General features: G+C 67.8%; 21 protein-coding genes. 6 read left to right on the forward strand and 15 right to left on the reverse strand.

Annotated elements, in window-relative coordinates:
- Positions 1 to 20: 20 nt before the first annotated feature.
- The 4 genes from LZD57_RS04060 to LZD57_RS04075 form a co-directional block, all read right to left on the reverse strand.
- Entirely contained in the window at positions 21 to 1,133 is a 1,113-nt protein-coding gene (locus tag LZD57_RS04060; RefSeq protein WP_233717830.1) for an isocitrate/isopropylmalate dehydrogenase family protein, read from the reverse strand.
- A 46-nt stretch (positions 1,134 to 1,179) separates the two neighbouring features.
- Complete coding sequence (locus LZD57_RS04065) at positions 1,180 to 2,454, reverse strand: TRAP transporter large permease (protein ID WP_233717831.1); 1,275 nt, start codon at positions 2,452 to 2,454, stop codon at positions 1,180 to 1,182.
- Positions 2,451 to 2,963, reverse strand: a complete 513-nt coding sequence (locus LZD57_RS04070) for a TRAP transporter small permease (protein ID WP_233717832.1) — start codon at positions 2,961 to 2,963, stop codon at positions 2,451 to 2,453. Before LZD57_RS04070 ends, LZD57_RS04065 begins: the two co-directional genes overlap by 4 nt.
- Before the next feature lie 176 nt (positions 2,964 to 3,139).
- A complete protein-coding gene (locus LZD57_RS04075) occupies positions 3,140 to 4,117 on the reverse strand; it encodes a TRAP transporter substrate-binding protein (RefSeq protein WP_233717833.1) in 978 nt (325 codons plus the stop codon).
- 147 nt (positions 4,118 to 4,264) lie between these two features.
- Between LZD57_RS04075 and LZD57_RS04080 the strand changes: the two genes are divergently transcribed.
- Positions 4,265 to 4,984, forward strand: a complete 720-nt coding sequence (locus LZD57_RS04080; RefSeq protein ID WP_233717834.1) for a GntR family transcriptional regulator — start codon at positions 4,265 to 4,267, stop codon at positions 4,982 to 4,984.
- A gap of 124 nt (positions 4,985 to 5,108) precedes the next feature.
- A complete protein-coding gene (locus LZD57_RS04085; RefSeq protein ID WP_233717835.1) occupies positions 5,109 to 6,569 on the forward strand; it encodes an aldehyde dehydrogenase family protein in 1,461 nt (486 codons plus the stop codon).
- Between the two features lie 83 nt (positions 6,570 to 6,652).
- Here the strand turns inward: LZD57_RS04085 and LZD57_RS04090 are convergent, their stop codons facing one another.
- Positions 6,653 to 7,480, reverse strand: coding sequence for a phosphogluconate dehydrogenase C-terminal domain-containing protein (locus LZD57_RS04090; protein ID WP_233717836.1), 828 nt, complete (start codon positions 7,478 to 7,480; stop codon positions 6,653 to 6,655).
- A 168-nt stretch (positions 7,481 to 7,648) separates the two neighbouring features.
- On the opposite strand from LZD57_RS04090, the gene LZD57_RS04095 reads away from it, so the two are divergent.
- Positions 7,649 to 7,879, forward strand: a complete 231-nt coding sequence (locus tag LZD57_RS04095) for a DUF4160 domain-containing protein (protein ID WP_233717919.1) — start codon at positions 7,649 to 7,651, stop codon at positions 7,877 to 7,879.
- Positions 7,872 to 8,285: a DUF2442 domain-containing protein gene (locus LZD57_RS04100; protein ID WP_233717837.1), complete on the forward strand. Its 414-nt coding sequence runs from the start codon at positions 7,872 to 7,874 to the stop codon at positions 8,283 to 8,285. Before LZD57_RS04095 ends, LZD57_RS04100 begins: the two co-directional genes overlap by 8 nt.
- A 35-nt stretch (positions 8,286 to 8,320) precedes the next feature.
- Here LZD57_RS04100 and nanR read toward each other — a convergent pair whose 3' ends face one another.
- From nanR to LZD57_RS04150, 10 genes are all read right to left on the reverse strand, one after another.
- Positions 8,321 to 9,073, reverse strand: coding sequence for a transcriptional regulator NanR (gene nanR / locus LZD57_RS04105; protein WP_233717838.1), 753 nt, complete (start codon positions 9,071 to 9,073; stop codon positions 8,321 to 8,323).
- 173 nt (positions 9,074 to 9,246) lie between these two features.
- Entirely contained in the window at positions 9,247 to 10,266 is a 1,020-nt protein-coding gene (locus tag LZD57_RS04110) for a Gfo/Idh/MocA family protein (protein WP_233717839.1), read from the reverse strand.
- Between the two features lie 336 nt (positions 10,267 to 10,602).
- Complete coding sequence (locus tag LZD57_RS04115) at positions 10,603 to 11,481, reverse strand: SMP-30/gluconolactonase/LRE family protein (RefSeq protein ID WP_233717840.1); 879 nt, start codon at positions 11,479 to 11,481, stop codon at positions 10,603 to 10,605.
- An 11-nt stretch (positions 11,482 to 11,492) separates the two neighbouring features.
- The gene (locus LZD57_RS04120) at positions 11,493 to 12,365 is read right to left on the reverse strand and encodes an SMP-30/gluconolactonase/LRE family protein (RefSeq protein ID WP_233717841.1); all 873 of its coding nucleotides are present in this window, start codon (positions 12,363 to 12,365) and stop codon (positions 11,493 to 11,495) included.
- A 16-nt stretch (positions 12,366 to 12,381) separates the two neighbouring features.
- Positions 12,382 to 13,314, reverse strand: coding sequence for a 3,5-dioxohexanoate:acetyl-CoA acetone transferase (gene kce, locus LZD57_RS04125; protein ID WP_233717842.1), 933 nt, complete (start codon positions 13,312 to 13,314; stop codon positions 12,382 to 12,384).
- Between the two features lie 17 nt (positions 13,315 to 13,331).
- Complete coding sequence (locus LZD57_RS04130; protein ID WP_233717843.1) at positions 13,332 to 14,291, reverse strand: 3-hydroxyacyl-CoA dehydrogenase; 960 nt, start codon at positions 14,289 to 14,291, stop codon at positions 13,332 to 13,334.
- Positions 14,291 to 15,085 (reverse strand): SDR family oxidoreductase, encoded by a 795-nt coding sequence (locus tag LZD57_RS04135; RefSeq protein ID WP_233717844.1) that lies wholly within the window; start codon positions 15,083 to 15,085, stop codon positions 14,291 to 14,293. The genes LZD57_RS04130 and LZD57_RS04135 overlap by 1 nt, the downstream gene beginning before the upstream one ends.
- Position 15,086: 1 nt before the next feature.
- Positions 15,087 to 17,123 (reverse strand): ABC transporter permease, encoded by a 2,037-nt coding sequence (locus tag LZD57_RS04140; protein WP_233717920.1) that lies wholly within the window; start codon positions 17,121 to 17,123, stop codon positions 15,087 to 15,089.
- 71 nt (positions 17,124 to 17,194) lie between these two features.
- Positions 17,195 to 18,748, reverse strand: coding sequence for a sugar ABC transporter ATP-binding protein (locus LZD57_RS04145; protein ID WP_233717845.1), 1,554 nt, complete (start codon positions 18,746 to 18,748; stop codon positions 17,195 to 17,197).
- Positions 18,749 to 18,825: 77 nt separating this feature from the next.
- A complete protein-coding gene (locus LZD57_RS04150; RefSeq protein ID WP_233717846.1) occupies positions 18,826 to 19,941 on the reverse strand; it encodes a sugar ABC transporter substrate-binding protein in 1,116 nt (371 codons plus the stop codon).
- A 166-nt stretch (positions 19,942 to 20,107) separates the two neighbouring features.
- Here LZD57_RS04150 and LZD57_RS04155 point away from each other — a divergent pair, with 166 nt between their 5' ends.
- Together LZD57_RS04155 and LZD57_RS04160 are read left to right on the forward strand one after the other, a co-directional pair.
- The gene (locus tag LZD57_RS04155) at positions 20,108 to 20,770 is read left to right on the forward strand and encodes a GntR family transcriptional regulator (protein WP_233717847.1); all 663 of its coding nucleotides are present in this window, start codon (positions 20,108 to 20,110) and stop codon (positions 20,768 to 20,770) included.
- 150 nt (positions 20,771 to 20,920) lie between these two features.
- The gene (locus LZD57_RS04160) at positions 20,921 to 22,552 is read left to right on the forward strand and encodes an ABC transporter ATP-binding protein (protein WP_233717848.1); all 1,632 of its coding nucleotides are present in this window, start codon (positions 20,921 to 20,923) and stop codon (positions 22,550 to 22,552) included.
- The last annotated feature ends 242 nt before the right edge of the window (positions 22,553 to 22,794 follow it).

Here is a 22,794-nt window from a genome sequence, read left to right on the forward strand (position 1 = left end):
GGTCTTCCCGTTCTCGAATGTCAGGCGAGAGCCCGCAGGATCGCCTCGGTCATCTCGCTGCAGCGGGCCTTGCCGCCGAGATCGGTCGGCACGTGCTCGCCCGTTTCGAGCACCGTCTCCACCGCCCGTTCGATCCGCTCGGCATCCCGTGCCAGAGCCTCGTCGCCATGGCGGTCCGCCAGCCAACGCAGCATCATCACGCCCGAGAGGATCGCTGCGATGGGGCTCGCCAGATCCTGGCCCGCAATGTCCGGCGCCGAGCCGTGGGCGCCCTGGAAGAGCGCATGGTCGTCGCCGATCTCGCCGGAGGGCGAGATGCCCATGCCGCCGACGGTCGCCGCGCCGAGGTCGGAGATGATGTCGCCGAACATGTTCTCCGCGACGATGACGTCGTAGAAATCGGGCTTCTTCAGCAGGTGGACGGTGATCGCATCGGCATAGGCATAGTCGATGTCGATGCCGGGAAACTCCCGGTGGACCTCGTCGCAGACCGAGCGGAAGAAGGCGTAGCTGCGCAGGATGTTGGCCTTGTCGCAGACGGTCACGCGGCGCTTGCCGTCGCGCAGCGCGCCGCCCCGCTTGCCAGAGAGTTCGAAGGCGAAGCGCGCGACCCGTTCCGTGCCCTTGCGGGTGACGACGAGGCTGTCGGAGGCGAACTCGCCGCGCAGCAGGACCCCCGCGCCGCGGCTGGCATAAAGGCCCTCGGTGTTTTCGCGCACGATGACGTAGTCGATGCCCCCGCCCGCCATCGTCGCGTCGTGGTCACGCAGCGGCGAGCGGACGCCCTTCAGGAGCTTGATAGGCCGGACGTTGGCGTAGAGGTCGAGCTGGAAGCGGAGCTGCAGATGCAGTTCGTTGCCGACTTCCGTCCCGTCTGGATAGGTCACGCCCGGCAGGCCGGCGGCGCCATGCAGGGCCGCGTCGAGGTCGCGGCAGGCGGCGAGCGTCTCGGCGGGCAGCACCTTGCCCGTCGCCTGGTAGTGACCGACACCGCCCGGCACCATCACGAAGTCGAGGCGGTTACCGCCGCAGGCCTCCTTGAGCACGGCCATCGCCGAGCGCGTCACCTCCGGGCCGATGCCGTCGCCCTCGATGGTCGCAATGCGGTAGCTTGGCTTCGCGGTGTCGTTCATGGTTTCCAGCCTCGTTGCGGGATTTGGCCGAAGGCGCCCGACGGCCTCAGGTGAAGAGGTCGCGCAGGAACAGGGAAATCTCTGGCACGTAGGTGATGAGGAGCAGTGTCCCGAGGACGACGGTGACCGGGATCACCAGCGAGCCGAACATCCGCTGCACCGGGATCTTGGCCACCTGGGCGGCGGCGAAGAGATTGACGCCGAGCGGCGGCGTGATCATGCCGAGCGCCAGGTTGACGATGACGACGATCCCGAAATGCACCGGATCGACGCCGAAGCCGACGGCGATCGGCGTCAGGATCGGTGCCAGCACGAGGATGGCCGCCGAGGTCTCGACGAACATGCCGACGACGAGGAGGAGAGCGTTGACGAACAGCAGGAAGCCGACGGCGCCGTCGAAATTCGCCTTGGCCCAGCCGCCGATCAGGTTCGGCAGGCCCGACAGGCTGATCAGGAAGGAGAACAGCCCGGCGGTGGCGATGATCAGCATGATCGCCCCGGTCGACACCGCGGCCGAGCGGAAGATCTGCGGCAGGTCGGCGATGGTCATCTCACGGTAGACGAAGAGGCCGACGACGAGCGCATAGACCACCGAGACCGCCGCCGCCTCGGTCGGCGTGAAGACGCCGCCATAGATGCCGCCGAGGATGATGACCGGCAGCATCAGCGCCCAGAAGGCCTCGACGAAGCTCGTGAGGATCGGCGCGCTCTCGTCACCGTCCTGCCGGCCGATGCCCTTCACCCGGCACCAGACCTGCGTCATCGCGACGAGCGCCGCCGCAACGAGGAGACCGGGGCCGATGCCGGCCATGAACAGCTGGGTGACCGAGGTCTCCGTCGCGACGCCGAAGATGATCATCGGCACCGAGGGCGGGATGATGACGCCGAGTTCGGCGGAGGTCGCCTGTATCGTCGCGGCCATGGGCAACGGATAGCCGTGCCGCGCCATCGCCGGGACGAGGATCGCGCCGATGGCGAAGGTCGTCGCCACGGACGAGCCGGAGATCGCCGCGAAGATCATGCAGGTGACGACGCAGGTCGAGGCGAGCCCGCCCTGGACGCCGCCGACCAGCGACTTGGCGAAGCCGACCAGCCGGCGCGAGACGCCGCCATGGGTCATCAGATTGCCGGCGAGGATGAAGAAGGGCACGGCGAGCAGCGGGAAGCTGTCGAGCGAGGTGAAGATCTTCTGCGGAACGACGAGCAGCGGCAGCGGCGAGAAGAAGCCGACACCGACGATCGCGGCGAGGCCGATCGCCACCCCGACGGGCACCGACAGGACGAAGAAGACGATCAGCGCCGAAACGAGGGCGGCGTTCATTCGAACACCTCGTCGCGCGCCGCCGCCTCGTCGCGCACGCCGTCGATCGGCCTGAAGAATTCGAGTAGGACGCCGGGAACGGCCAGCGCCGCGCCGATGGGGATCGCCGCATAAAACCAGGAGATCGGCACGCCGAGCATCGCCACTTGCTGGGTCGAAACGCGGATCGTCATCGCCGTGCCGAACCAGACGAGGACGCCGAGAAAGACGAGGATCAGGGCCATCACGACGAAGCCGACGACGCGTTGGAATTTAGCCGGCAGCGCGCTCCGTACGAATTCCAGCGGGATCATCGCGCTCAAGCGAAAACCCGCGCCGGCGACGAGAAAGACCATCCAGATGACGACGCCGCGGGCCAGAACCTCCGACCAGGCCGCCGCGTCGCCGAGGAGGAAACGGGTGACGACCTGCCAGAACACCAGCAGCGTCGCCAGAGCGAGCAGCAGCGCCGCGAGATTGTGGGTGAGCGAGATCACCCGCTCGGCGGCGTTGAGAGCGGTCTTGCGCATCGGCGGCACCTTCGATGATCAGCTTCGACGGCGGACGGGCGGACACCGCACCGTCGAGGCGCGAGATCGGCGGGCCCGGCGTTTCCGGCAGATCGCGACGACGCCGAACGGGTCCGACGCGCCGAGCACACGGCCCCGTCCCGCTTGCAGAAAGACGGGGCCGGGCGGCGCGACATTCACTTCTGGGCGTCGCGGATCCGCTGGATCATCTGCTCGCCGTATTCCTTGCCGTAGCGCTCGTAGGTCGGCTCGACGGCGGACTGGAAAGCCGCCTTGTCGACGTCCTCGACGACTTCCATCCCATGCTCGCGCATGGTCTTCACGCCATCCGCCTCGGTCTGGTCGACGACCTTGCGCGTCGCTTCGACGGCGGCCTCGGAGGCCTCCCTGATCCAGCCCTTCTCCTCGTCGGAAAGCTGGTCCCAGTGGATCTTCGACATGGTGATCACCGCCGGCGAATAGACGTGGCCGGTGAGCGTCACGTATTTCTGCATGTCCCACATGTTGTTGGAGACGATGATCGGGATCGGGTTCTCCTGCCCGTCGATCGTGCCCTGCTGGAGCGAGGTCAAAACCTCCGTCCAGCTCATCGGCGTCGGCGAGGCGCCGAGTTCCTTGAAGGCGTCGATATGGACCTGGTTCTCCATGGTCCTGAGCTTCAGCCCGGCGAGATCCTCCGGCGTCTTGACGGGATGGACCGAATTGGTGACGTGGCGAAAGCCGTTCTCGGACCAGGCGAGGCCGATCATGCCCTTGTCCTCGAACTTCGACAGGAGTTCGTCGCCGATCTCGCCGTCGAGGATCCTGCGGGCGCTGGCGTAGTCCTCGAACAGGAAGGGGAAGTCGAGGGCGTAGATCTCCGGCACGAAGGAGCCGACCGGCCCGGTCGAGGTCATGGCGAGTTCGATCGTGCCAATCTGCTCACCCTCCAGAAGCTCGCGCTCGCCGCCGAGCGAGCCGCCGGCCTTGACGTTGACGACGAAGTCGCCGCCCGAGAGCTCCTTCATCTTTTCGGCGAACGCCTTGGCGCCCTGGCCGTAGTGGCCGTCGGGCGGCGTGACGATGGCGAAGTTCACCTCCTTGGCGTCCGCCATCGTCGTGGCAAGCGCGCTCGTCGCCAGCAGCAGCCCGGCGAGCATCGACCTGCAAGTCATGGATCTCTCCTCCCTTTGACAGGGCCTCATGAATGCGCCGCGCGTCTCCCTCGCGCCGGGCGCCGGCCCGATCGGCCCAGTGTTTACACCAGATATCCGATACGATATTCGTATGAAAACTGAAGCCATCGGTCAAGGACGCGCTTTTTGGTCGCGAAGGACGCAACATCCGGCCCGGCCGCGGACTGGCGGCCCGAGGCGAAAGACCAGATTCCGCTGCGCCCGTCGCTGGGGGACGAGATCTATCAGCGCCTCGTCGACGATCTGATCTCGCTGCGCATTCCGCCGGGCGAGCGGCTTTCCATCGACGGGCTGGCCCGGCGCTTCGGCGTGTCGCAGACGCCGACCAGGGCCGCCCTCATCCGCCTCGAAGCCGAGGGGCTCGTCGTCAAGAAGCAATATTCCGGCTGGAGCGTCGGGCCGCTCCCAACCCTCGACCAGTTCGAAAAGATCTTCGAACTGCGCAGCCTGATCGAACCGGCGAGCGCCGCGCGGGCGGCACGGCACGCCTCGCCGGAGGCACTTTCGGACCTCGGCACGATCGCCGAGGAAATGCGGACGCTCGCCGCCGAGAACATCGGCGGCCATCGCGCCAGGCTCGTCGTCCTCGACAGCCGCTTCCACACCGCGATCGCGCGGGCCTGCGGCAACGAGCTGATCGAGGACACGCTCGGCCGCCTGTTCACGCAGATGCACATCTTTCGCCTGCGCTATCACTCCGACGTCGCCCACGCGGTGATCGAGGAGCATCTCGACATTCTCGCCGCGATCGCCGCGCGCGATCCGTCCCGGGCCGAGACGGCGATGCGCGGCCACATCGACGCCGGGCGCGAGAGAATCGAGACGCACGTGCGCCGGAGCGACTGAGCGGCGCAGGCCCGACGCCGCGCGCTGAAGCGCCGGGATCGGCGCGCTTCTGATTTCAAGAGCCGCCAAGGAAGAGCGCGTTTCGCGCCGGGTGGCTCGACACGTCAGGGAAGGACACGAGACGATGACGATCCAGACGGGCCTGTGGTTCGACCCATCGAAGCTCCTCGTCGGCGGCCGATGGCGTCCGGCCGCATCCGGCGCCCTGATCCCGGTGGAAAACCCGTCCAACGGCGAGACGATGGCCAGCATCGCGGCCGGCACGGCCGAGGATGTCGAGGCCGCCGTCTCGGCCGCGGAGGCGGCCCTCGACGGCGAATGGGGCGCGATGACCGCGACCGAGCGCGGACGCATCCTGATGCGCCTCGCCCGCCTCGTCGAGGACCGCGCCGAGACGCTCGCCCATCTGGAATCGGCCGACGTCGGCAAGCCGATCGCCCAGGCCCGCAACGATGCGAAGGCCCTCGCCCGCTACTTCGAGTTCTACGGCGGCGCGGCCGACAAGGTGATGGGCGAGACCATCCCCTATCAGGCCGGCACCACCGTCCTCACTTTGCGCGAGCCGCACGGCGTCACCGCCCACATCATTCCCTGGAACTACCCGATGCAGATCCTCGGCCGCTCGGTCGGGGCGGCGCTCGCCATGGGCAATGCCTGCGTCCTGAAGCCGGCCGAAGACGCCTCGCTGAGCGCCCTCGCCGTCGCCGCGCTCGCCGAAGAGGCCGGGCTGCCGGCCGGCGCGCTCAACGTCGTCACCGGCTGGGGCCACGAGGTGGGCGCCGCGCTCTCGGCCCATCCGCGCGTCCATCACGTCTCCTTCACCGGCTCGGTCGGCACCGGCCGGCGCATCCAAAGCGCGGCGGCCGAGAACGTCGTGCCGGTGACGCTGGAACTCGGCGGCAAGAGCCCGCACATCGTCTTCGACGACTGCGATCTCGAAGCGGCGCTGCCGACCCTCGTCGGCGCCTGCATTCAGGCCGCCGGCCAGACCTGCTCGGCCGCCTCGCGGGTCCTCGTCCAGCGCGGCATCTATGAGACGGTCAAGGAACGGATGGCCGCGGCCTATCGCGCCCTCGTCGCCGGCCCGGCCTCGGAAGTCTTCGACCTCGGCCCGCTCGTCTCGGCCAAACAGAAGGACGTCGTCGCCCGCTACATCGCCAAGGGCCGCGCCGAACTGACGGTCGCCGCCGAAGGGCGGATCGACGCGAGCGCGCCGGCGGCGGGCCACTACGTCGCGCCGGTGCTCTTCGCAGACGTGCCGGCGGATCACGCGCTCGCCCGGGAGGAGATCTTCGGTCCGGTGCAGGTGATGATCCCCTTCGACGACGAAGCCGACGCGATCCGCATCGCCAACGGCACGGATTACGGCCTCGTCGCCGGCGTCTGGACGCAGAATGGCGGCCGGCAGATGCGGATCGCCCGCAAACTCCATTGCGGCCAGGTCTTCGTCAACAATTACGGGGCCGGCGGCGGCGTCGAACTGCCCTTCGGCGGCGTCGGCAAGTCCGGCCACGGGCGCGAAAAGGGCTTCGAGGCGCTCTACGGCTTCTCGCGGCTGAAGACCGTCTCCATCGCCCACGGCTGAACCAAGCGGGACGAGAGAAAGGGCCGGCGCGATCGTCTCGCCCCGGCCCGTTCCGTTTCTCGATCACCGCGAGACGGCGGCGATCAGGTGATCCGCTCGATGCTCGCCGCGATCTCGCCCGGCTCGAAGACCTTCTTCCAGTCGTCGCGCATCAGCATCGGCTTGCCGAATTCGATCGCCTTGTTGCAGGCATCGGAAAACACGCCGTCGACCTCCTCGAAGATCACCGCGCCGAGGATGTTCATGTGGCCGAGCAGGAAGTCGCGGGCGCATTCGCGCGGCACGCCGGTCTTGATCACCTCCTCCATCGCCTCGCGCATGACGACGAGGAGCGAGGCACAGACCGTCTCCGACAGGCCCGGCTCGAGATAGGCCATCTGCTCGACGGTGACCCGGTGCGTGCGGCAGACCGGCGCATAGATCGCCCGCGCCACCTCGTCGCCGATCGCATAGTGCTCGTCCGGCCCCTGCATCAGGGCGTTGACCACCGCCTGCTCGGCGGCGATGCCGCCGAAATGGTCGTTGCGGCCTTCCTCCGTCGTCTCCTTGGTGAAGATCGTCGGATGGCAGGGATGGGTGACGAAATAGGTGATGTCGGCGCGCTCCGGCAGATGGCCGGCGAAGGGCGCGGCGGCGTCGAGAATGACGACGATCGTGCCGGGGGCGACCTTCGGAACGACCATCCCGGCCACCTTGCCGATCGCCGTGTCGGGCACCGCGAGCACGACCACCTCCGCCCCGTCGAGCGCCGCGTCCGGTTCGACGCAGTCGACGCCGACGGCCTCTTTCAACCGCGCCTGCCCGGCCGGCATGACCTCGACGTGCCGCACGTCGAAATCGGTCTTGGCCAGGTTCTTCGACAGCCGAACCCCCATCTTTCCGCCGGCACCGAACAGCGCAATGCTCGTCATCGCAATCTCTCCCCTCGCCACCCGAAGGGGCGGCATCAACTGGTATGATGAGATAACGATTGAAGAGACGATGTCAATTCGGCTTCCGTGCTGGCTCAGACCTGGAACAGACGACCGTACCCACTCACGCAGCGTTGAAAAACCCAACAAGCTGGGTAAACTGTGACGATGATTACGGTGCTCCGTTCCGGCGCCCTGCGCGTCGTCATTTTCACGGACGATCATCTGCCGGCACACGTGCATGTGTTCGGCGATGCAGAAGCGAAAATCGATATCTCCGGCTCGGAGCCCCGACTGATTTCGAACTCGATGCGGCATGGCGAACTGCGCAGGGCGAGCGCGCTGGTCGCGGATCGACAAGCGTTTCTTCTCGAAAAATGGAGAGAGCTCCATGGCTGAATTCGAGTTTCCGGAGGCGGACGTGGAAACGGCCATCCGTCGTGCCGAAGATGACAAATCCTCACGGCCGGAACCGCTGGACGTCCGCTATGATTCTGCTTCTGGCCGGGTCATCGTGGAATTCACCAATGGTTCGGCGTTCATGGTGCCGGCACGATCACTGCAGGGCTTGCAGCACGCCTCGGACGAAGAGTTGGCGGATGTCGAACTCGTGGGCAGCTACGGCCTTCATTGGGAAAAGCTCGATACGGACTTCACCATCCCCGGCCTGATGGCGGGTCTATTCGGAACGGCTCGTTACATGGCGGAGATCCAGTCCAAAGGGGGAATGTCCCGCTCGCCTGCCAAGACCGCGGCCGCCCGCCGAAATGGCAGGAAAGGCGGCCGACCCCAGAAGACGGCGTGACCCGACGAATGAGGAACTCGGACCCTCCGACGATCTTACGTCCCCGCCTCTGTCGGCCCCTCGCTCCGGGCGTAAAGCTCGAGCGAGCGGTCGAGATGGTCGCGCATCGTCGCCACCGCCCCTTCGGCGTCGTGGGCGGCGATGCGGTCGACGATGCGCGCGTGCTCGGCCAGGGTGATCTCCTCCTTGCCGGACCAGTGCAGCAGCGCGGTGTGGTACTCGAACAGCCAGCGCAGCATCGCCACCGAGACGGCGGCGATGATCGGATTGTCGGCGATTTCGGCGATGCGGGCGTGGAACGCCATGTCGGTCTGGATGAAGGGCACGGGATCGGTGCCGAGCAGCGCGCGCTGGCGGGCGACGAGGTCCCGCAGCTCCGCGACGTCGCCCTCCGTTGCCTTCTCGGCCGCGAGCCGAACGATGCCGAGTTCGAACATCCGCCGCGCCTGCTTGAGGTGCTCGAGATTGGACGGCACGGCGTCGAGCAGCAGCCGGGCGATCTCGTCCGAGCGGTCGAGGACGGTGCCGGCGGTGATTTCGTTCACCCGGCTGCGCTCGCCGTGGCTGATGGAGATCAGGCCGGAATTGTGCAGCGACTGCAGCGCCTCGCGCACCGCCGGGCGGCCGACGCCGAAGCGCTCCATCAGCGCCCGTTCCGACGGCATCGCATCGCCGGGCTTCAACGCACCGGTCCGAATCATCTGGCGCAGCCGCGCGAGCACCTGGTCCGACAGTTTCCGGCGAACGATCTTGTCCCCCTCGGGGCCTGGGGAGAGTTGCGACGCCACGGGCTTTCCTCGAATGCGCTTCGGCCGGCCGACGGTTTCTCGGACCAGTCATGGGGTTTCATCCACGAAGCGGCGCGGCGGTCAAGTTTGACGATGCGGCACCCGCCCGGCGTCAGTTGCGCGACGCCTCCCCCGAGCGTTGCTCCATCGGCGTGAAGGGACCAGCCGCCCGCTCACAGATCCGCGGGCCGGACCGTCTGCCCGGTCGCGGCCGAGCGATAGGCCGCCTCGACCAGGGCGAGGGTCTTCAGATTGTCCCGGCCCGAAGTCTCGGGCTCCCGGCCGGCGGCGATGCAGTCGACGAAATGCCGCTGGATGATCGATACGCTCTCCTGGATGTTGTGCCACGGTTTCTCGGCCCACGGGAGGAGCGGCGGTTCGACGTCGGCAATGCTCTCGCCGCCCTTCGTCTGCACCGTGAGCCGATAGCCGGCATCGAGGCGGAGCGTCCCCTCGCTGCCGTCGATCTCGAGAAGCGTCTGGGGAAATGTCTCCGGCTGGCGCCGCGTCGCGTAGGAACAGTCGACGACGCTGCTAGCCCCTTGCGAATGCTGCAGCAGCATCGTCGCGACGTCCTCGCCGCGGATCTGCGGGTTGACGCGTTTCGTCGCGGCCGACAGCCGCTCGACGTCGCCGAAGAAGGCGCGGGCGATGTCGAGGATGTGGATGCCGAGATCCTCGATGATGAAGCGCTCGCCCTCGGCGAGATAGGGCTGGCCGGAAAAGACGTCGTAGCCCGAGCGGAACGAGATGCGCCCGAAGAAGGGCGCGCCGATCGCCCCTTCGCGCACCGTCTCGATCGCCCGGCGCACGGCCGACTGCCAACGGAAGTTCTCGTGCACCATCAGGACGCGCCCGGCGCTCTCCACCGCCTCGACCATGGCTCGGGCATCCGCCATCGTCGCCGCGAAGGGCTTCTGGCAAATCACGTCGAGGCCCGCCGCGGCCGCCATCTCCACAAGCGGCCGATGGCTCGGCACGGTGGTCGCGATGTCGACGAAATCGAGCTGCTCGGCCTCCAGCATCGCTGCGGCATCGCGATAGGTGCGCGCGATCGCGAACCGCTCGGCGGTGTCTGACAGTCTCGTCCCGTCCTGGTCGCACAGGGCGACGATGTCGGCACCCTCGATCCCGGACCACGCGTGAAGCTGGTTCTGGGCGAAAAAGCCGCAGCCGATCAGCGCGCCTTTCATTCAGGAGATCTCCTCGTTTGCCGAGCACCGCTTCCGCCCGCAGCGCCGACCAAGCTCCGCGGCGACGCCAACCCTGATCGATGAAGACGGCGGCAGGTGTAGCGTCGGCGCTGCGCCCCCAGGACCCTGCCTCCGGCACGGGTACGGCCATCGGCGCCAGCATCGCAGGTCGGCGGCTCTTTTGTCAGGCAGATGACTCGATGTTTCTCGATCCCATGTCAACAGGTGTGACGAGTATGCTGCATGGCGGCTCCTGGCCCGCCGATTGGCACGGCGGGACCCATGGGCAGTTCGCTCCAGGCCGGACCGCCCCCTCCCGCCACGCGGCCGCTTCGCTCACGCGCCGAAGCGCGGCTCCGGCACGCCGCGGATGCCGAGATCGTGGATGGCGAAGAGGCTGCCGCGCATCACGCCGTCGCCGGGAAAGCGGGGCAGAGGCGGCTTCGCCATCGAGGTGACGTAGAGAATGTCGAGGTCGGGGCCGCCGAACATCACGCTGGTGACCTTCTTGACCGGCATGTCGATGATCCTCTCCACGGCGCCGTCGGGCGTGTAGCGGACCAGCTTGCCGGCATAGACGAGCGCGCTCCATAGGCAGCCCTCGGCATCGACCGTCGCGCCGTCGGCCGCGCCGCCGCCCGTCGTGTCGACCCTGGCGAAGGTGCGCCGGTTGGAGATCGTGCCGGTCCCGGCGTCGAAGTCGTAGGCCCAGATCTCGCCGGTCCACGTATCGGTGAAGTAGAAGGTCCCGTCGTCCGGGGCGAAGCACGGACCGTTCGAGCAGATGATGTCGGTGTCGACTTTGGTGACGGAAAAATCCGGATCGAGCCGGTAGAGCGCGCCGAAAGGCCCCTCCTCCATCGTGTCCATGGAGCCGGCGAAGAACCGGCCCTTGCGGTCGACCTTGCCGTCGTTGATGCGGTTGGCCGGCCGGTCCGGCTCCGGATCGTGGATGAGATCGACGTCGCCGGTCCTGAAATCGAGGGTGTGGAAGCCGCCCTGCAGCGAGACGATCGCGCCCTCCCCGTCCTTTCTCAGAGCCATCGAGCCGATCTTTTCCGGCACGTCCCAGGCGCGCAGCTCGCGGCCGTCCGCCGTCGTGCGGAACACCCGGCCGTCGAAGCTGTCGATGAAGTACAGCCGCTCTTGGCCGACGTCCCAGAGCGGGCCCTCGCCCAGCGTCGTCTTCACGTCGAGAAGAACTTCGATGCGCATCGCATTTGCTCCTATCCGAGAAAGCGTGGTTCCGGCAGGCCCCGCACGCCGAGGCCGATGACCGCGAACAGCCCGCCCGCCTCGCGGTGGCGGTGGTAGCTGCCCTGGTATGGCCGAGCCATGGAGGTGACGAAGACGACGTCGAGATCGGGACCGCCGAAGGTGAGACTGGTGGTGGATTCGACCGGCAGGTTGACGATCCGGTCGATCACACCGTTCGGATCGAAGCGCACGAGCCGGCCCGAATAGACCTCGACGCTCCAGACGAAGCCCTCGGCGTCGACCGTCGCGCCGTCCGGCAGGCCGCGCATTCCCTCGAAGCTCGCGAAGACGCGCCGCGAGCGGACCGCGCCGGTCGCCGTGTCGTAGTCATAGGCGTAGATGACGCGCCGGCCGGTGTCAGCGAAGTAGAGCGTCTTGCCGTCGGGGCTGAAGCAGGGGCCGTTGGAACAGACGATGCCGCGGTCGAGCTCGTGCACCGAAAGGTCCGGATCGAGCCGGAACAGCGCGCCGACCGGATCGCTCTCCTCGAAATCCATCGACCCGGCGAGAAAGCGGCCCTGACGGTCGACCTTGCCGTCGTTGAGCCGTGGGCGCAGCTCGCCCGGTTGGGTTTCGCAGATCCGCTCGACGGCGCCGGTGGCAAAGTCGAGGGTGAAGAAGCCCGAGCGCAGGGCGACGATCGCGCCGCCCTTTTCTCGGAGCGCCAGCGAACCGATCGGCTCCGGCACCGGCCAGCTCTTGCGCTCGCCCCCGCGCGCGTCGCAGGAATGGACCGCGGGCCCGTAGGAATCGATCCAGTAGAGCCTCTGTTCGTCGACGTCCCAGAGCGGGCCTTCGCCGAGGCTGTCCCGCTGGTCAGTGAGGAGTTCGATCCGCAGCATCGGCCATCTCCCCGCCTCAGAAGCCGACCTGATCGCCGCCCTTCAGCGACAGGATCCGGCGTGCCTCGTCGGGGGTCGCGACTTCGAGACCGAGCCCCTCGATGATCTTGCGCACCATCGTGACCTGCTCGGCATTCGAGGTCGCGAGCTTGCCCTTGCCCGCCCACAGGCTGTCCTCCAGCCCGACGCGGACGTTGCCGCCGAGGGCAGCCGACTGTGCAGCGATCCTGAGCTGGCTCGCCCCGGCGCCGAGCACCGACCAGCGGAAGTCCGCCCCGAACAGTCGGTCGGCGGTGCGCTTCATGTGCTGGACGTCTTCGGGATGTGTGCCGATGCCGCCGAGAAGGCCGAACACCGACTGGACGAAGAACGGCGCCTTGACGAGCCCGCGGTCGGCGAAATGCGCCAGATTGTAGAGATGGGCGATGTCGTAGCACTCGAACTCGAAGCGCGTGCCGTTGTCGTAGCAGGTCTCGAGAATGTACTCGATGTCCTTGAACGAGTTGCGGAAGACGAGGTCTTTGGTGGCTTCCAGATGCGGCTTTTCCCAGTCGAACTTGAAGCTGTCGTACTTCTGGACGAGGTGATAGAGGCCGAAATTGATCGAGCCCATGTTGAGCGAGGCGACTTCCGGTTTGAACTGCGCCGCCGGGCGGACCCGCTCCTCGACCTTCATGTAGGGGCTGCCGCCGGTGGTGATGTTGATCGCCGCATCGGTCCCCTGTTTGATGCGCGGCAGGAAGCGGGCGAAGGCCTCCGGCGTCTGGTCCGGCTTGCCGGTCTCGGGATCGCGGGCATGCAGATGCAGGATGGCCGCGCCCGCCTCGGCGGCACCGATCGCCGCCTCGGTGATCTCGTCCGGTGTGATCGGCAGATGCGGCGACATGGTCGGCGTATGGATCGCGCCGGTCACCGCGCAGGTGATGATGACTTTGCCTTGGGTGCTCATGGGAGTCTCGTCCTGTTTCAGCGGCCGGCGTCGTCGTCGGCGCGTTTCTTGTGGGCGGACAGCGCCATCAGGCGCCGGTCCCGCCAGAGCTGGCGCTCGGCCAGCCGATCCTCGGGCAGCCGGTCGCGCCGCGACTTGAGAACCGTGTCGAGCACCGGCCCCGACCAGTCGACGCGCTCCTTCATCCCCTCGAACAGGCCGCGATAGAGGCCTTGATAGCGGGCGACGTAATCCTTCACGCCGCCGGGAGCGTTGAGATCGATCGTCTCGAACGGCCCCATGAACGACCAGCGCAGCGCCAGCCCCTCGGCGATGCCGGCATCGACGTCCTCCGGCGAGGCGTAGCCGCCGGCGACCAGCCGGAACGCCTCCTCCAGGAGCGCGCCCTGCAGGCGGTTCATGATGAAGCCGTCGATCTCGCGCGCCATGACGAGGGGCGTCTGTCCGATGGCCCGCAGCAGGGCTTCGCCCCGCGACATCGCCTCGGCCGTCGTCCAGGGAGCGGGCACGAGCTCGACCGCCGGCACGAGATAAGGCGGATTGATCGGATGGGCGACGAGGCAGCGCGAACGGCCGGGCAGCCCCTCGGAGATCGCCGAGGGCAGAAGCGCCGAACTGGAGCTGGCGAGGATCGTTTCGGGCGCGGCGATGGCGTCGAGCCGGGCGAAGGTCTCGCGCTTCACCGCGATCACCTCCGGTCCGCATTCCTGCACCCAATCCGCGCCGTCGAGCGCGTCTTCGATCTCCGCGTGGCAGCTGAGGCGGGACAGCGTCTCGGCCGGCGTCGAACCGAGCAGCAGATCGTTCGCGGCGAGATCGTCGGCCACCGTGCTGATGAAGGTCACCGCCTGTTCCGGCACGGCGGGATCGGGATCGAACAGCCGCGCCTTGCAGCCGGCGCGCGCGAAGGTGATCGCCCAGGCGCGGCCGATGAGGCCGGAGCCGACGATCGCGACCGTGGTCTGCGAGGGCACCATCACAGCGTCTCCACGTTGCCGTCGACGCCGAGCGACTGGCCGGACAGATTGCGGCCGGCATTCGACAGGAGGAAGGCCGTCGTTGCCGCCACGTCTTCCGGCGTCACCATCCGGCGCAGCGAGATCTTCTCGAGATAGCGCGCCTCCATCTCCTCGTAGGGAACGCCAAGCTGCACGGCCCGGTCGCGGATGACGCCCTCCATCCGCGGGCCCGACACGATGCCGGGCAGGATCGCGTTGACGCGGATCCCGGCGGGTCCGAGTTCCTTGGCGAGACTCTGGGTGAAGCCGATGACGCCGAACTTTGCCGAGGCGTAGGGCGTGCGGTAGGCATAGCCGTGTCGGCCGGCCGCCGAGGACATGTTGACGATCGCCCCCCCGCCGGCCGCCTTGAGAAGCGGCACGGCCAGCCGCGTGCACAGGAACTGGCCGGTCAGGCCGATGTCGAGGCAGCGGCGCCAGTCGGCGGGCGAGATCTCCTCGACGCCCCCGGTCGGCCCGGCGATGCCGGCATTGTTGACCAGCGCGTCGAGACCGCCGAGACCGTCGGCGACGGCGGCGAAGAACCGTTCCACCCCAGCTTCGTCGGAGACGTCCGCCTCGACCGCGAGACAGCCGGGAAGCGCGGCCCGGGCCGCCTCCAGTGCCGCCGGCGAGATGTCGCAGATCGCCAGCCGGCAGCCCATCGCGTGAAGCAGCCTGGCGATGGCGAGGCCGATGCCCGAGGCTCCGGCCGTCACGACGACGCGTTGGCCGGACAGTCCGGCGAGGATGTTGGGATCTTGATCTGCCATGTCAGGAGGTCCTGCGTTCACGAAGGGCGATGACCGCGGCGAGGACGACGCAGCCGAAGAGGATGGCCCGGAAGGCGTAGGGCAAGGTGGTGCCGGCCAGCAGCGTCTGCAGCGCCGTGAGCAGCAGCGCCCCGCCGAACATGCCGAGATAGTGTCCGCGGCCGCCGGTGATCAGCGCGCCGCCGACCACCACGACGGCGATCGAGGGCAGCAGATAGTCGTCGCCCATGCCGAGGCTGGCCTGGCCCGAAAAGCCGGTGAGGAGAATGCCGACCAGCGCCGCGCAGAGCGCCGACAAGACGTAGACCGCGATGATCACCCTGCCCGTGCGGACGCCCGAAAGACGTGCCGCCTCCAGACTGTTGCCGATGGCGTAGACGCGGCGGCCGAAGCTGGTGCGTCCGAGCAGCACCGTCGCGCCGATCACGAAGGCGGCGAGGAAGACGAGCACCGGCGTCACGCCGCCGAGATAGCCGGTCATGAACCAGCGCAGGGCGGGCGAGGCGAAGCCGGAGGGCGTGCCGTTCGAATAGAGCAGCGCGGCCCCCTGAAGGATGCCGTTCATCGCGAGCGTCACGACGATCGGCGACAGGCCGAGCATCACCACCCCGATCCCGTTCGCCAGGCCGATCGCCGCCGCGACGGCGAAGACGAGCGGCAGCGCATAGACGAGCGCCGGGTCGGAGCCGCGCACCAGGCCGGCGAGGAGGATGCCCGACAGGGCGATCGTCCAGGGCAGCGACAGGTCGAGGCCGCCGGTGAGGATCACCGCCCCCTGCCCGAGTGCCAGGATCGCCAGGAACGTCGAGAGGACGAAGAGCGCGTTCCAGTAGCTGAAGTTGGTCAGCACGTTGCCGAGGACGAACTGCGTCGCGACCAGCACCAGCGCGAGTGCGACATAGGCCGGCGCGGCGTAACGGATCGTCTCGGCGTTGCGCTCAAGGAAGCCCGGGACGGGCGTTGCGGCCCCCGCTTCTGCGCCGCGCCGGGCGGCGAAGGCGAGCCGGTGGTCGACCTTCGGGCGCTGGGTCACGAGGAGGCCGGCGCTGCGTGCCCTGAGGGCGGCGAGGCCTTCGCGGATCTGTTCGGCAAGGACGGAGTCCCGCGACAGCGAGGCGAAGAGCACGGCGAGAAGCAGGACGCCGCCTTCGGCCACGGTCGAGAAATAGGCCGAGACGTTGAGGGCGAGGAGGATGTTGACGACGATCATCAGCGTGAAGGCGCCGAACACGCTGCCGACCGGGCCGCCCTTGCCGCCGCCGAGGCGCGTCCCGCCGATCACCACCGCCGCGAAGATCGACAGGAGCAGCGAATTGCCGACCAGCGGGTCGCCCGAACCGGTCTGCGCGCTGATGAAGACACCGGCCAGTCCGTAGAGTCCGCCGGCGATGACGTAGGTGGCGAAGCGCACCCAGGGCACCGAGATGCCGATCGCCGCCGCCGAGGCCGGATCGCTGCCCGATGCGTAGAGGGCGAGGCCGTAGCGCGTGCGTTTGAGCCAGGCCCAGAGCAGCAAGACGACGCCGAGGAGCAGGATCGGCGCCGGGAGGAGGTTCGGCACGGCATCGCCCATGTAGAAGGCGCCGAGGCTCGGGGCGACGAAGCCGCCCGGCTGCTCGAGGACCAGCAGCGTGCCGCCCTGGACGATGAACATCGTCGACAGCGTCACGACGATCGGCTGCAGCCGCAGAAACGCGATGAAGAGGCCGTTGAACGCGCCGACGAGCATGCCGACGGCGATCCCGACGGCGGTCCATTCGACGACCGAGGCCTCCATGTCGGTCATGCTCATATTCGCGGCGAGAACCGCGTTGACGAGCGAGATCACCGCGCCGGCGGACAGATCGAAGCCGCCGGAGAGGATGACCAGCGTCTGGCCGACCGCGGCCAGCGCCAGCGTCGTGCCGCCGCTGGCGAGAAAGGAGACGTCGAAATAGGTGATCGGACCGGGGCTGATCCAGTCGGTCACGAGGAATAAAAGCGCGAAGACGACGATCGCGACCAGCGTCGCCCGGCTGCGCGCGGCGCTGCGTCCGATCCCGGCGTACCACGCCGGGGCCGCGTTCGGTGCTCGCGTCGGGCGGTTTTCGGTGACGACGGCGGCCTGGTTCAATGGACCATCTCCGGCCTTGACGCGACGACCGGATCGGCGCCGCCGAGCGCCGCCGCCATCACCGCAATTTCGCTGATCGCGTCTCGTTCGAGCCGGGCGACGATCTCGCCTTCGTAGAGCACCGAGACGCGGTCCGAGAGATGGACCAGCTCCGGCACCTCGGTGGAGTGGAACAGCACCGCTCCGCCGGCATCGGCGAAATCGCGCATCAGCTGGTAGAGCTGATGCTTGGTCCCGACGTCGATGCCGCGCGTCGGGTCGAAGAGCAGGAGGATCCGGCTCTCGGCCAGGATCCACTTGGCGATGGCGATCTTCTGCTGGTTGCCGCCCGAAAACGAGCCGGCCGGCATGTAGATCGCCCGATCGTCCACCTCGACGGCGCGAAACGCGGCGAGCGTTGCCGCGCGCTCCGCCTCCCGATCGAGCAGTCCGTGCCGCGAAAACCTGGCGATGGTCGGCAGCGTCGCGTTCTTGCTGCCGTCGAGCTTCAGGAACAGGCCCTCGCTTTTGCGGTCTTCCGGCAGGAGGCCGATCCGCAGCGAGGGATGGAGGGCATCGGCCGGCGAGGACAGCCGCACCGCGCGCCCGTCGACCCGCAACTCGCCGTCGAGGATCGGCGTCGCGCCGAAGCAGGCGCGGAACAAAGCGACCTGCCCCATTCCCTGGAGCCCGGCGACGCCGTGGATCTCGCCGGGCCGGAGGTCGAGGTCGATGCCGCGCAGCTTGGCGCCGGCCGAAACGCCTCTCAGTTCGAGCATGGGATCGGGCACCGGCGCGCCGGACGGCGCGGGCCTGGGTGGAAATGTCTTCGAGATCGAACGGCCGATGATTTTTTCCACCACCGCCGCGTCGGTGATGTCGTCGACGTCGCAGCTGACGATGTGGCGGCCGTTGCGCAGGATCGTCAGCCGGTCGCAGAACTCGCGCACCTCCGGCATCCGATGCGAGATGAACAGGATGGTGACGCCCCGGCGTCTGGCGTCGGCGACGATCCGCCCCAGCCATGCGACGTCGCCGCCGGCGAGCGCCGAGGTCGGCTCGTCGAGGAGGAGGATCCGCGGCTCGCGGAAGAGCGCCCGGGCGATCTCGATCTTCTGGCGCTCGGCGAGATCGAGCGAGGCGGCGAGCGCCTGCGGATCGATCGACACGCCGAGCCTGTCGAAATGCTCGGCGACCGCCCGTCCCGCCGCCCGCTTGCGCATCGTCCCGGCAAGGCCGACCGGCGCATAGGGCATGATCATGTTTTCCAGGACCGTCAGATCCGGAACCAGGGTCAGCTCCTGAAAGGCGGTCTGGATGCCGGCCCGGTGGGCGTCGCGCGGCCTGCGCAGGCGCATCGGACGGCCGTCGACATGGATCGTCCCGGCATCCGGCTCGATCAGTCCCGACAACAGCTTCATCGTCGTCGACTTGCCGGCGCCGTTCTCGCCGAGCAGCGCATGGACGGTGCCGGGAGCGACCGTGAAGGATACGTCGTCGAGCGCCCTGGTGGCGCCGAACGCCTTCGACAGACCCTCGATCGCGATCGCCGCTGGCCGATCGTCGGACATGCTCAACCCTCGTCGTCTGAATGAGATGCGCCTAGCGTGGCGCCGCCGGCGGCTCGATCGTGCCGGCGGCGGCCCGCTCAGGTCTCGGGCTGGCCGACCAGCGCCGCGTTCAGGCCGAGCTGCGGCAACTGATCGGAGAAGATCGAGCCGAACCAGCCGGGATTGGCGACGATCGACGGCTTGAAGGTGTTGCACCCGCTCTTCATCTCTTCCCAGCTGCCGGTCTCGCAGAGCTGGATCGTCTCGTTGGTGACGAGCGGCAGCGGCAGGGTCGTGTGATGCGGCACGTCCTTGCCCTCGATCATGTCGACCGCGAGCTTCAGCGCGAGCGCCCCCGAATAGGGCGGCGAAGCGTAGGAGATGCGCGGTGCGCCGAGCGGCGCATAGGGGCTGCTCGCGCCCTCGACCTCGGTCCCCTTCGCCAGCGCCTGGATGCGGCCGCCATTGGAGCCCTCGCCGGCGCAGGGGAGCAGCTCGTCGTCGGTCTTGCCCGCTTCCAGCTGCATGGCATTGGCGGTGTAACAGCCGACCTGCATCCACAAGCCGTCGATGTCGTCCCACTTGCGCGTTGCAAGAAGCTTCGACAATTCGGTGCGGGCCACCGCCTGGCTCCACATGCCGACCGCCTCGCCGACGATCTTGATGTCGGGATGCTTGGCGAAGACCTCCTTCGCCGCCTTGGTCCGGGCGATGTCGACCGAGGTCCCCGGAACGCCGGTCACCAGGACGACGTCGCCCTTGCCGCCGAGCTTGTCGGCCAGCCATTCGGCCGTCTTGCGACCCGCCTCCTCCTGGTCGATCGTGACGTTGTAGGCGCAGGGCTCGGTGATCTCCGCGTCGTAGGCGACGACCTTCACGCCCTTCGAACAGGCATTCTTGACCACCTGGTTCAGGGCCGTCGGCGAAATCGGGTAGACCACGATCGCCTCCGCCCCGGCCTGCACCATTGCGTTGATCTGCTGGATCTGGCGCTGGGCGTTGGGGCCGGCGACCTGCACCTGCAGATCCACCTTGTCCGCATAGTCCTTCGAGGCGGCGAGCGCCTTGACCATGTTGGCCGCCTCGGCCTGCCAGTCATTGCCGATGTAGCTCATCGACAGAAACACCTTGTGTTTTTCGACAGCCTCTCCGCTGGCCGCAAAAGCACAGGTCAGTCCGGCGGCGAGCGCCAGCGACTTCACGATCGTCGTCATGTGGATCCTCCCGAAACCGTTCTTCGCCGAGCGGCCTCCCAGCCATGTGCCGACGAATGCGATGCAGCCTGTTTGATTTTTGATCAAAAATCAAGGCCTGTTCACCTCGATCCGGAATCCCGCTATGACAGGTGGAAATTGCGGCCTGCGGAGCGTGAAGAGCGGAATGTCGAAAATCGCGGACAAAGTCGTGCCGTTGCGTCGGGAAACGCTGCAGACGGGCGTCTATGCACGCTTGTGCGACCTCATCCTTCAGGGCGGCATCGCGCCGGGCGAATCGATCACCGTCGCCAGTCTCGCCAAGGCCTTCGGCGTCAGCCCGATGCCGGTCCGCGAGGCGCTGACGCGGCTGACGGCCGCAGGCGCCCTCACCGTCGTTTCAGGCCGGACGATCGGCGTTCCGAAACTGACGCGAGAGCGGCTGAACGACCTGCGCCGGGTGCGGATCGAGATCGAGATGATCGCCGCGGAATGGGCGGCCGCCAACACCACCGCCGCATTCACGGCCGACCTCGAGCGGCTCTACGGCCGTCTGGTCGAGAGCGAGGCGGCCGACGACGCCAAGATGTATCTCGAAGCGAACTACGAGTTTCACTTCGCCGTCTACCGGCAATCCGGCTCGCCGACCCTGCTTTCGATCATCGAGAGCCTGTGGCTGCAGGTGAGCCCGTACTTCCACCTCCTGCGCGAATCGGGCAACTTCAGGATCTCCAACGACCACCATGCCCGGATCTTCCGGGCGATGGTCGATCGGGACGGCGCATCGGCCCGGGCGGCGATCGCGAGCGACCTCGACGACGCCTATGCGGTCCTGGTGAGACTGGTCTAGGCGCTCGCCCCACCCCGCCTCGACGGGTGGCGATGACGGCTAGGGCAATCGGCGGCAGGACCGGCCCGCCATTTCGATGGTGGTCCGGGAATTGCATCGACGGCGGCGTACCGACAGGATCGACGAACGAGAAACCCGAGGAAATCCGCGATGCCCCAATCCCGAGCCGCCGTAGCGCCGCTGTTGACGGTGGACGCGCTGACCGTCTCGCTCCCCGGCGGGATGGATCGCGATTTTGCCGTCGAGGCAGTCACCTTCGAACTCGCGGCCGGTGAAACCTTGTGCATCGTCGGGGAATCCGGCTCCGGCAAATCCGTCACCGCCAATGCCATCATGGGCCTCCTGCCCGATGCGCTCGAGATCAAGGCCGGCCGGATCGTCCTGCGCGGCGAGGATCTTCTCGGCGCCTCGCCCTCCGAGTTGCGGGACATGCGCGGGCGGATCGTCTCGATCGTCTTTCAGGACCCGCTGTCGGCCCTCAACCCGCTGATGACCATCGGCGACCAGATCGCCGAGGTCATCGACGCCCATCGCGGCCACGAGAGCATCGACAAGCGAGCCCGCGTCGTCGAGCTTCTCGACGAGGTCGGCCTGCCCGATCCCGAGGTCATCAAGGGGCAGTATCCGTTTCGGCTGTCGGGCGGACAGCGCCAGCGCGTGATGATCGCCATGGCGCTGGCGCTGGAGCCCGCCGTCTTGATCGCCGACGAGCCGACGACCGCCCTCGACGTGACCACCCAGGCGCAGATCCTCGAACTGATCCGGACGATCCAGGCGCGCAAGGACATGGGCGTCATGTTCATCACCCATGATTTCGGCGTCGTCGCCGAGATTGCCGACCGGGTGATCGTCATGGAGCGCGGCCGCATCGTCGAGGAAGGCCGGGCGGCCGACGTCCTCGGCGCACCGGGCCACCCCTACACCCAGCGCCTCATCGCCGCCGTTCCGCGGATGAGTGAAGCCCATGCGGCGGGAGCGAGCGAGGCGCCTGTCGTGCTCGCGGCAAGCGGGCTGAAGAAGACCTTCAGCCTCCCCGGCGCCTTCTTCAAGCCGCCGCGCGTCGTCAAGGCCGTCGACGACGTCGGCCTCGTGGTGCGCAAGGGGCAGACGGTCGGCATCGTCGGCGAATCCGGCTCCGGCAAATCGACGCTCGGCCGCATGCTGATGAAGATCCTCGATGCGGACGAGGGCTCGATCACCTTCGACGGCCAGGAGGTCGCGCGCATGCCGGAATCCGAGTTCCGCCGTCGCCGGCCGCTGATCCAGATGATCTTCCAGGATCCGTTCGCCTCCCTCAATCCGCGCCAGACCGTCGGGCGCATCCTCACCGCGGGTCCGATGGCCCATGGCGTCTCCTCCGGCGAGGCGAAGATGAAGGCGCACCGGCTGTTGTCGCGGGTCGGGCTCGATCCCTCCGCCTTCGAGCGCTACCCGCACGAGTTTTCCGGCGGCCAGCGCCAGCGCGTCGGCATCGCCCGCGCGCTGATGTTCGACCCACAGCTGATCATCGCCGACGAGGCCGTCTCGGCCCTCGACGTCTCGGTGCAGGCCCAGATTCTCGACCTTCTGGCCGAGATCCAGGACGAGATGAAGCTCGCGATGATCTTCATCACCCATGATCTGCGCATCGCCAGCCGCATCTGCGACGAGGTCGTCGTCATGCAGCATGGCCGCATGGTCGAGGCCGGCCCACCGGCACAGGTGTTCAGGGCGCCGCGCGAGGACTACACGCGCACGCTCGTCGCGGCCATTCCGGGCGGACGCTGGGAAACAGCCGCCTGACCGACGTCGAATGATGCCACCGCCGGGACGAGAGCCGGCGACCACGCGAGAGCAGGCATCCGATGGACAGTCGGTGCAACGGGACGCTTCGCGCTGCACAATGGATGAGCAGTTCTTCTGCCGCCGAAATTCGCGGCAAAATTGATTGACACTATCCACCATATTTTCGATAGTCGGTCCCGCAAGCAATCTGCGGCGGGAAGATCGGCGAAGCGCCGGTTCCCACCCACGGCCTCTCGGAG

Source organism: Jiella avicenniae (genome assembly GCF_021390325.1).
Taxonomy (GTDB): Bacteria; Pseudomonadota; Alphaproteobacteria; order Rhizobiales; family Rhizobiaceae; genus Jiella; species Jiella avicenniae.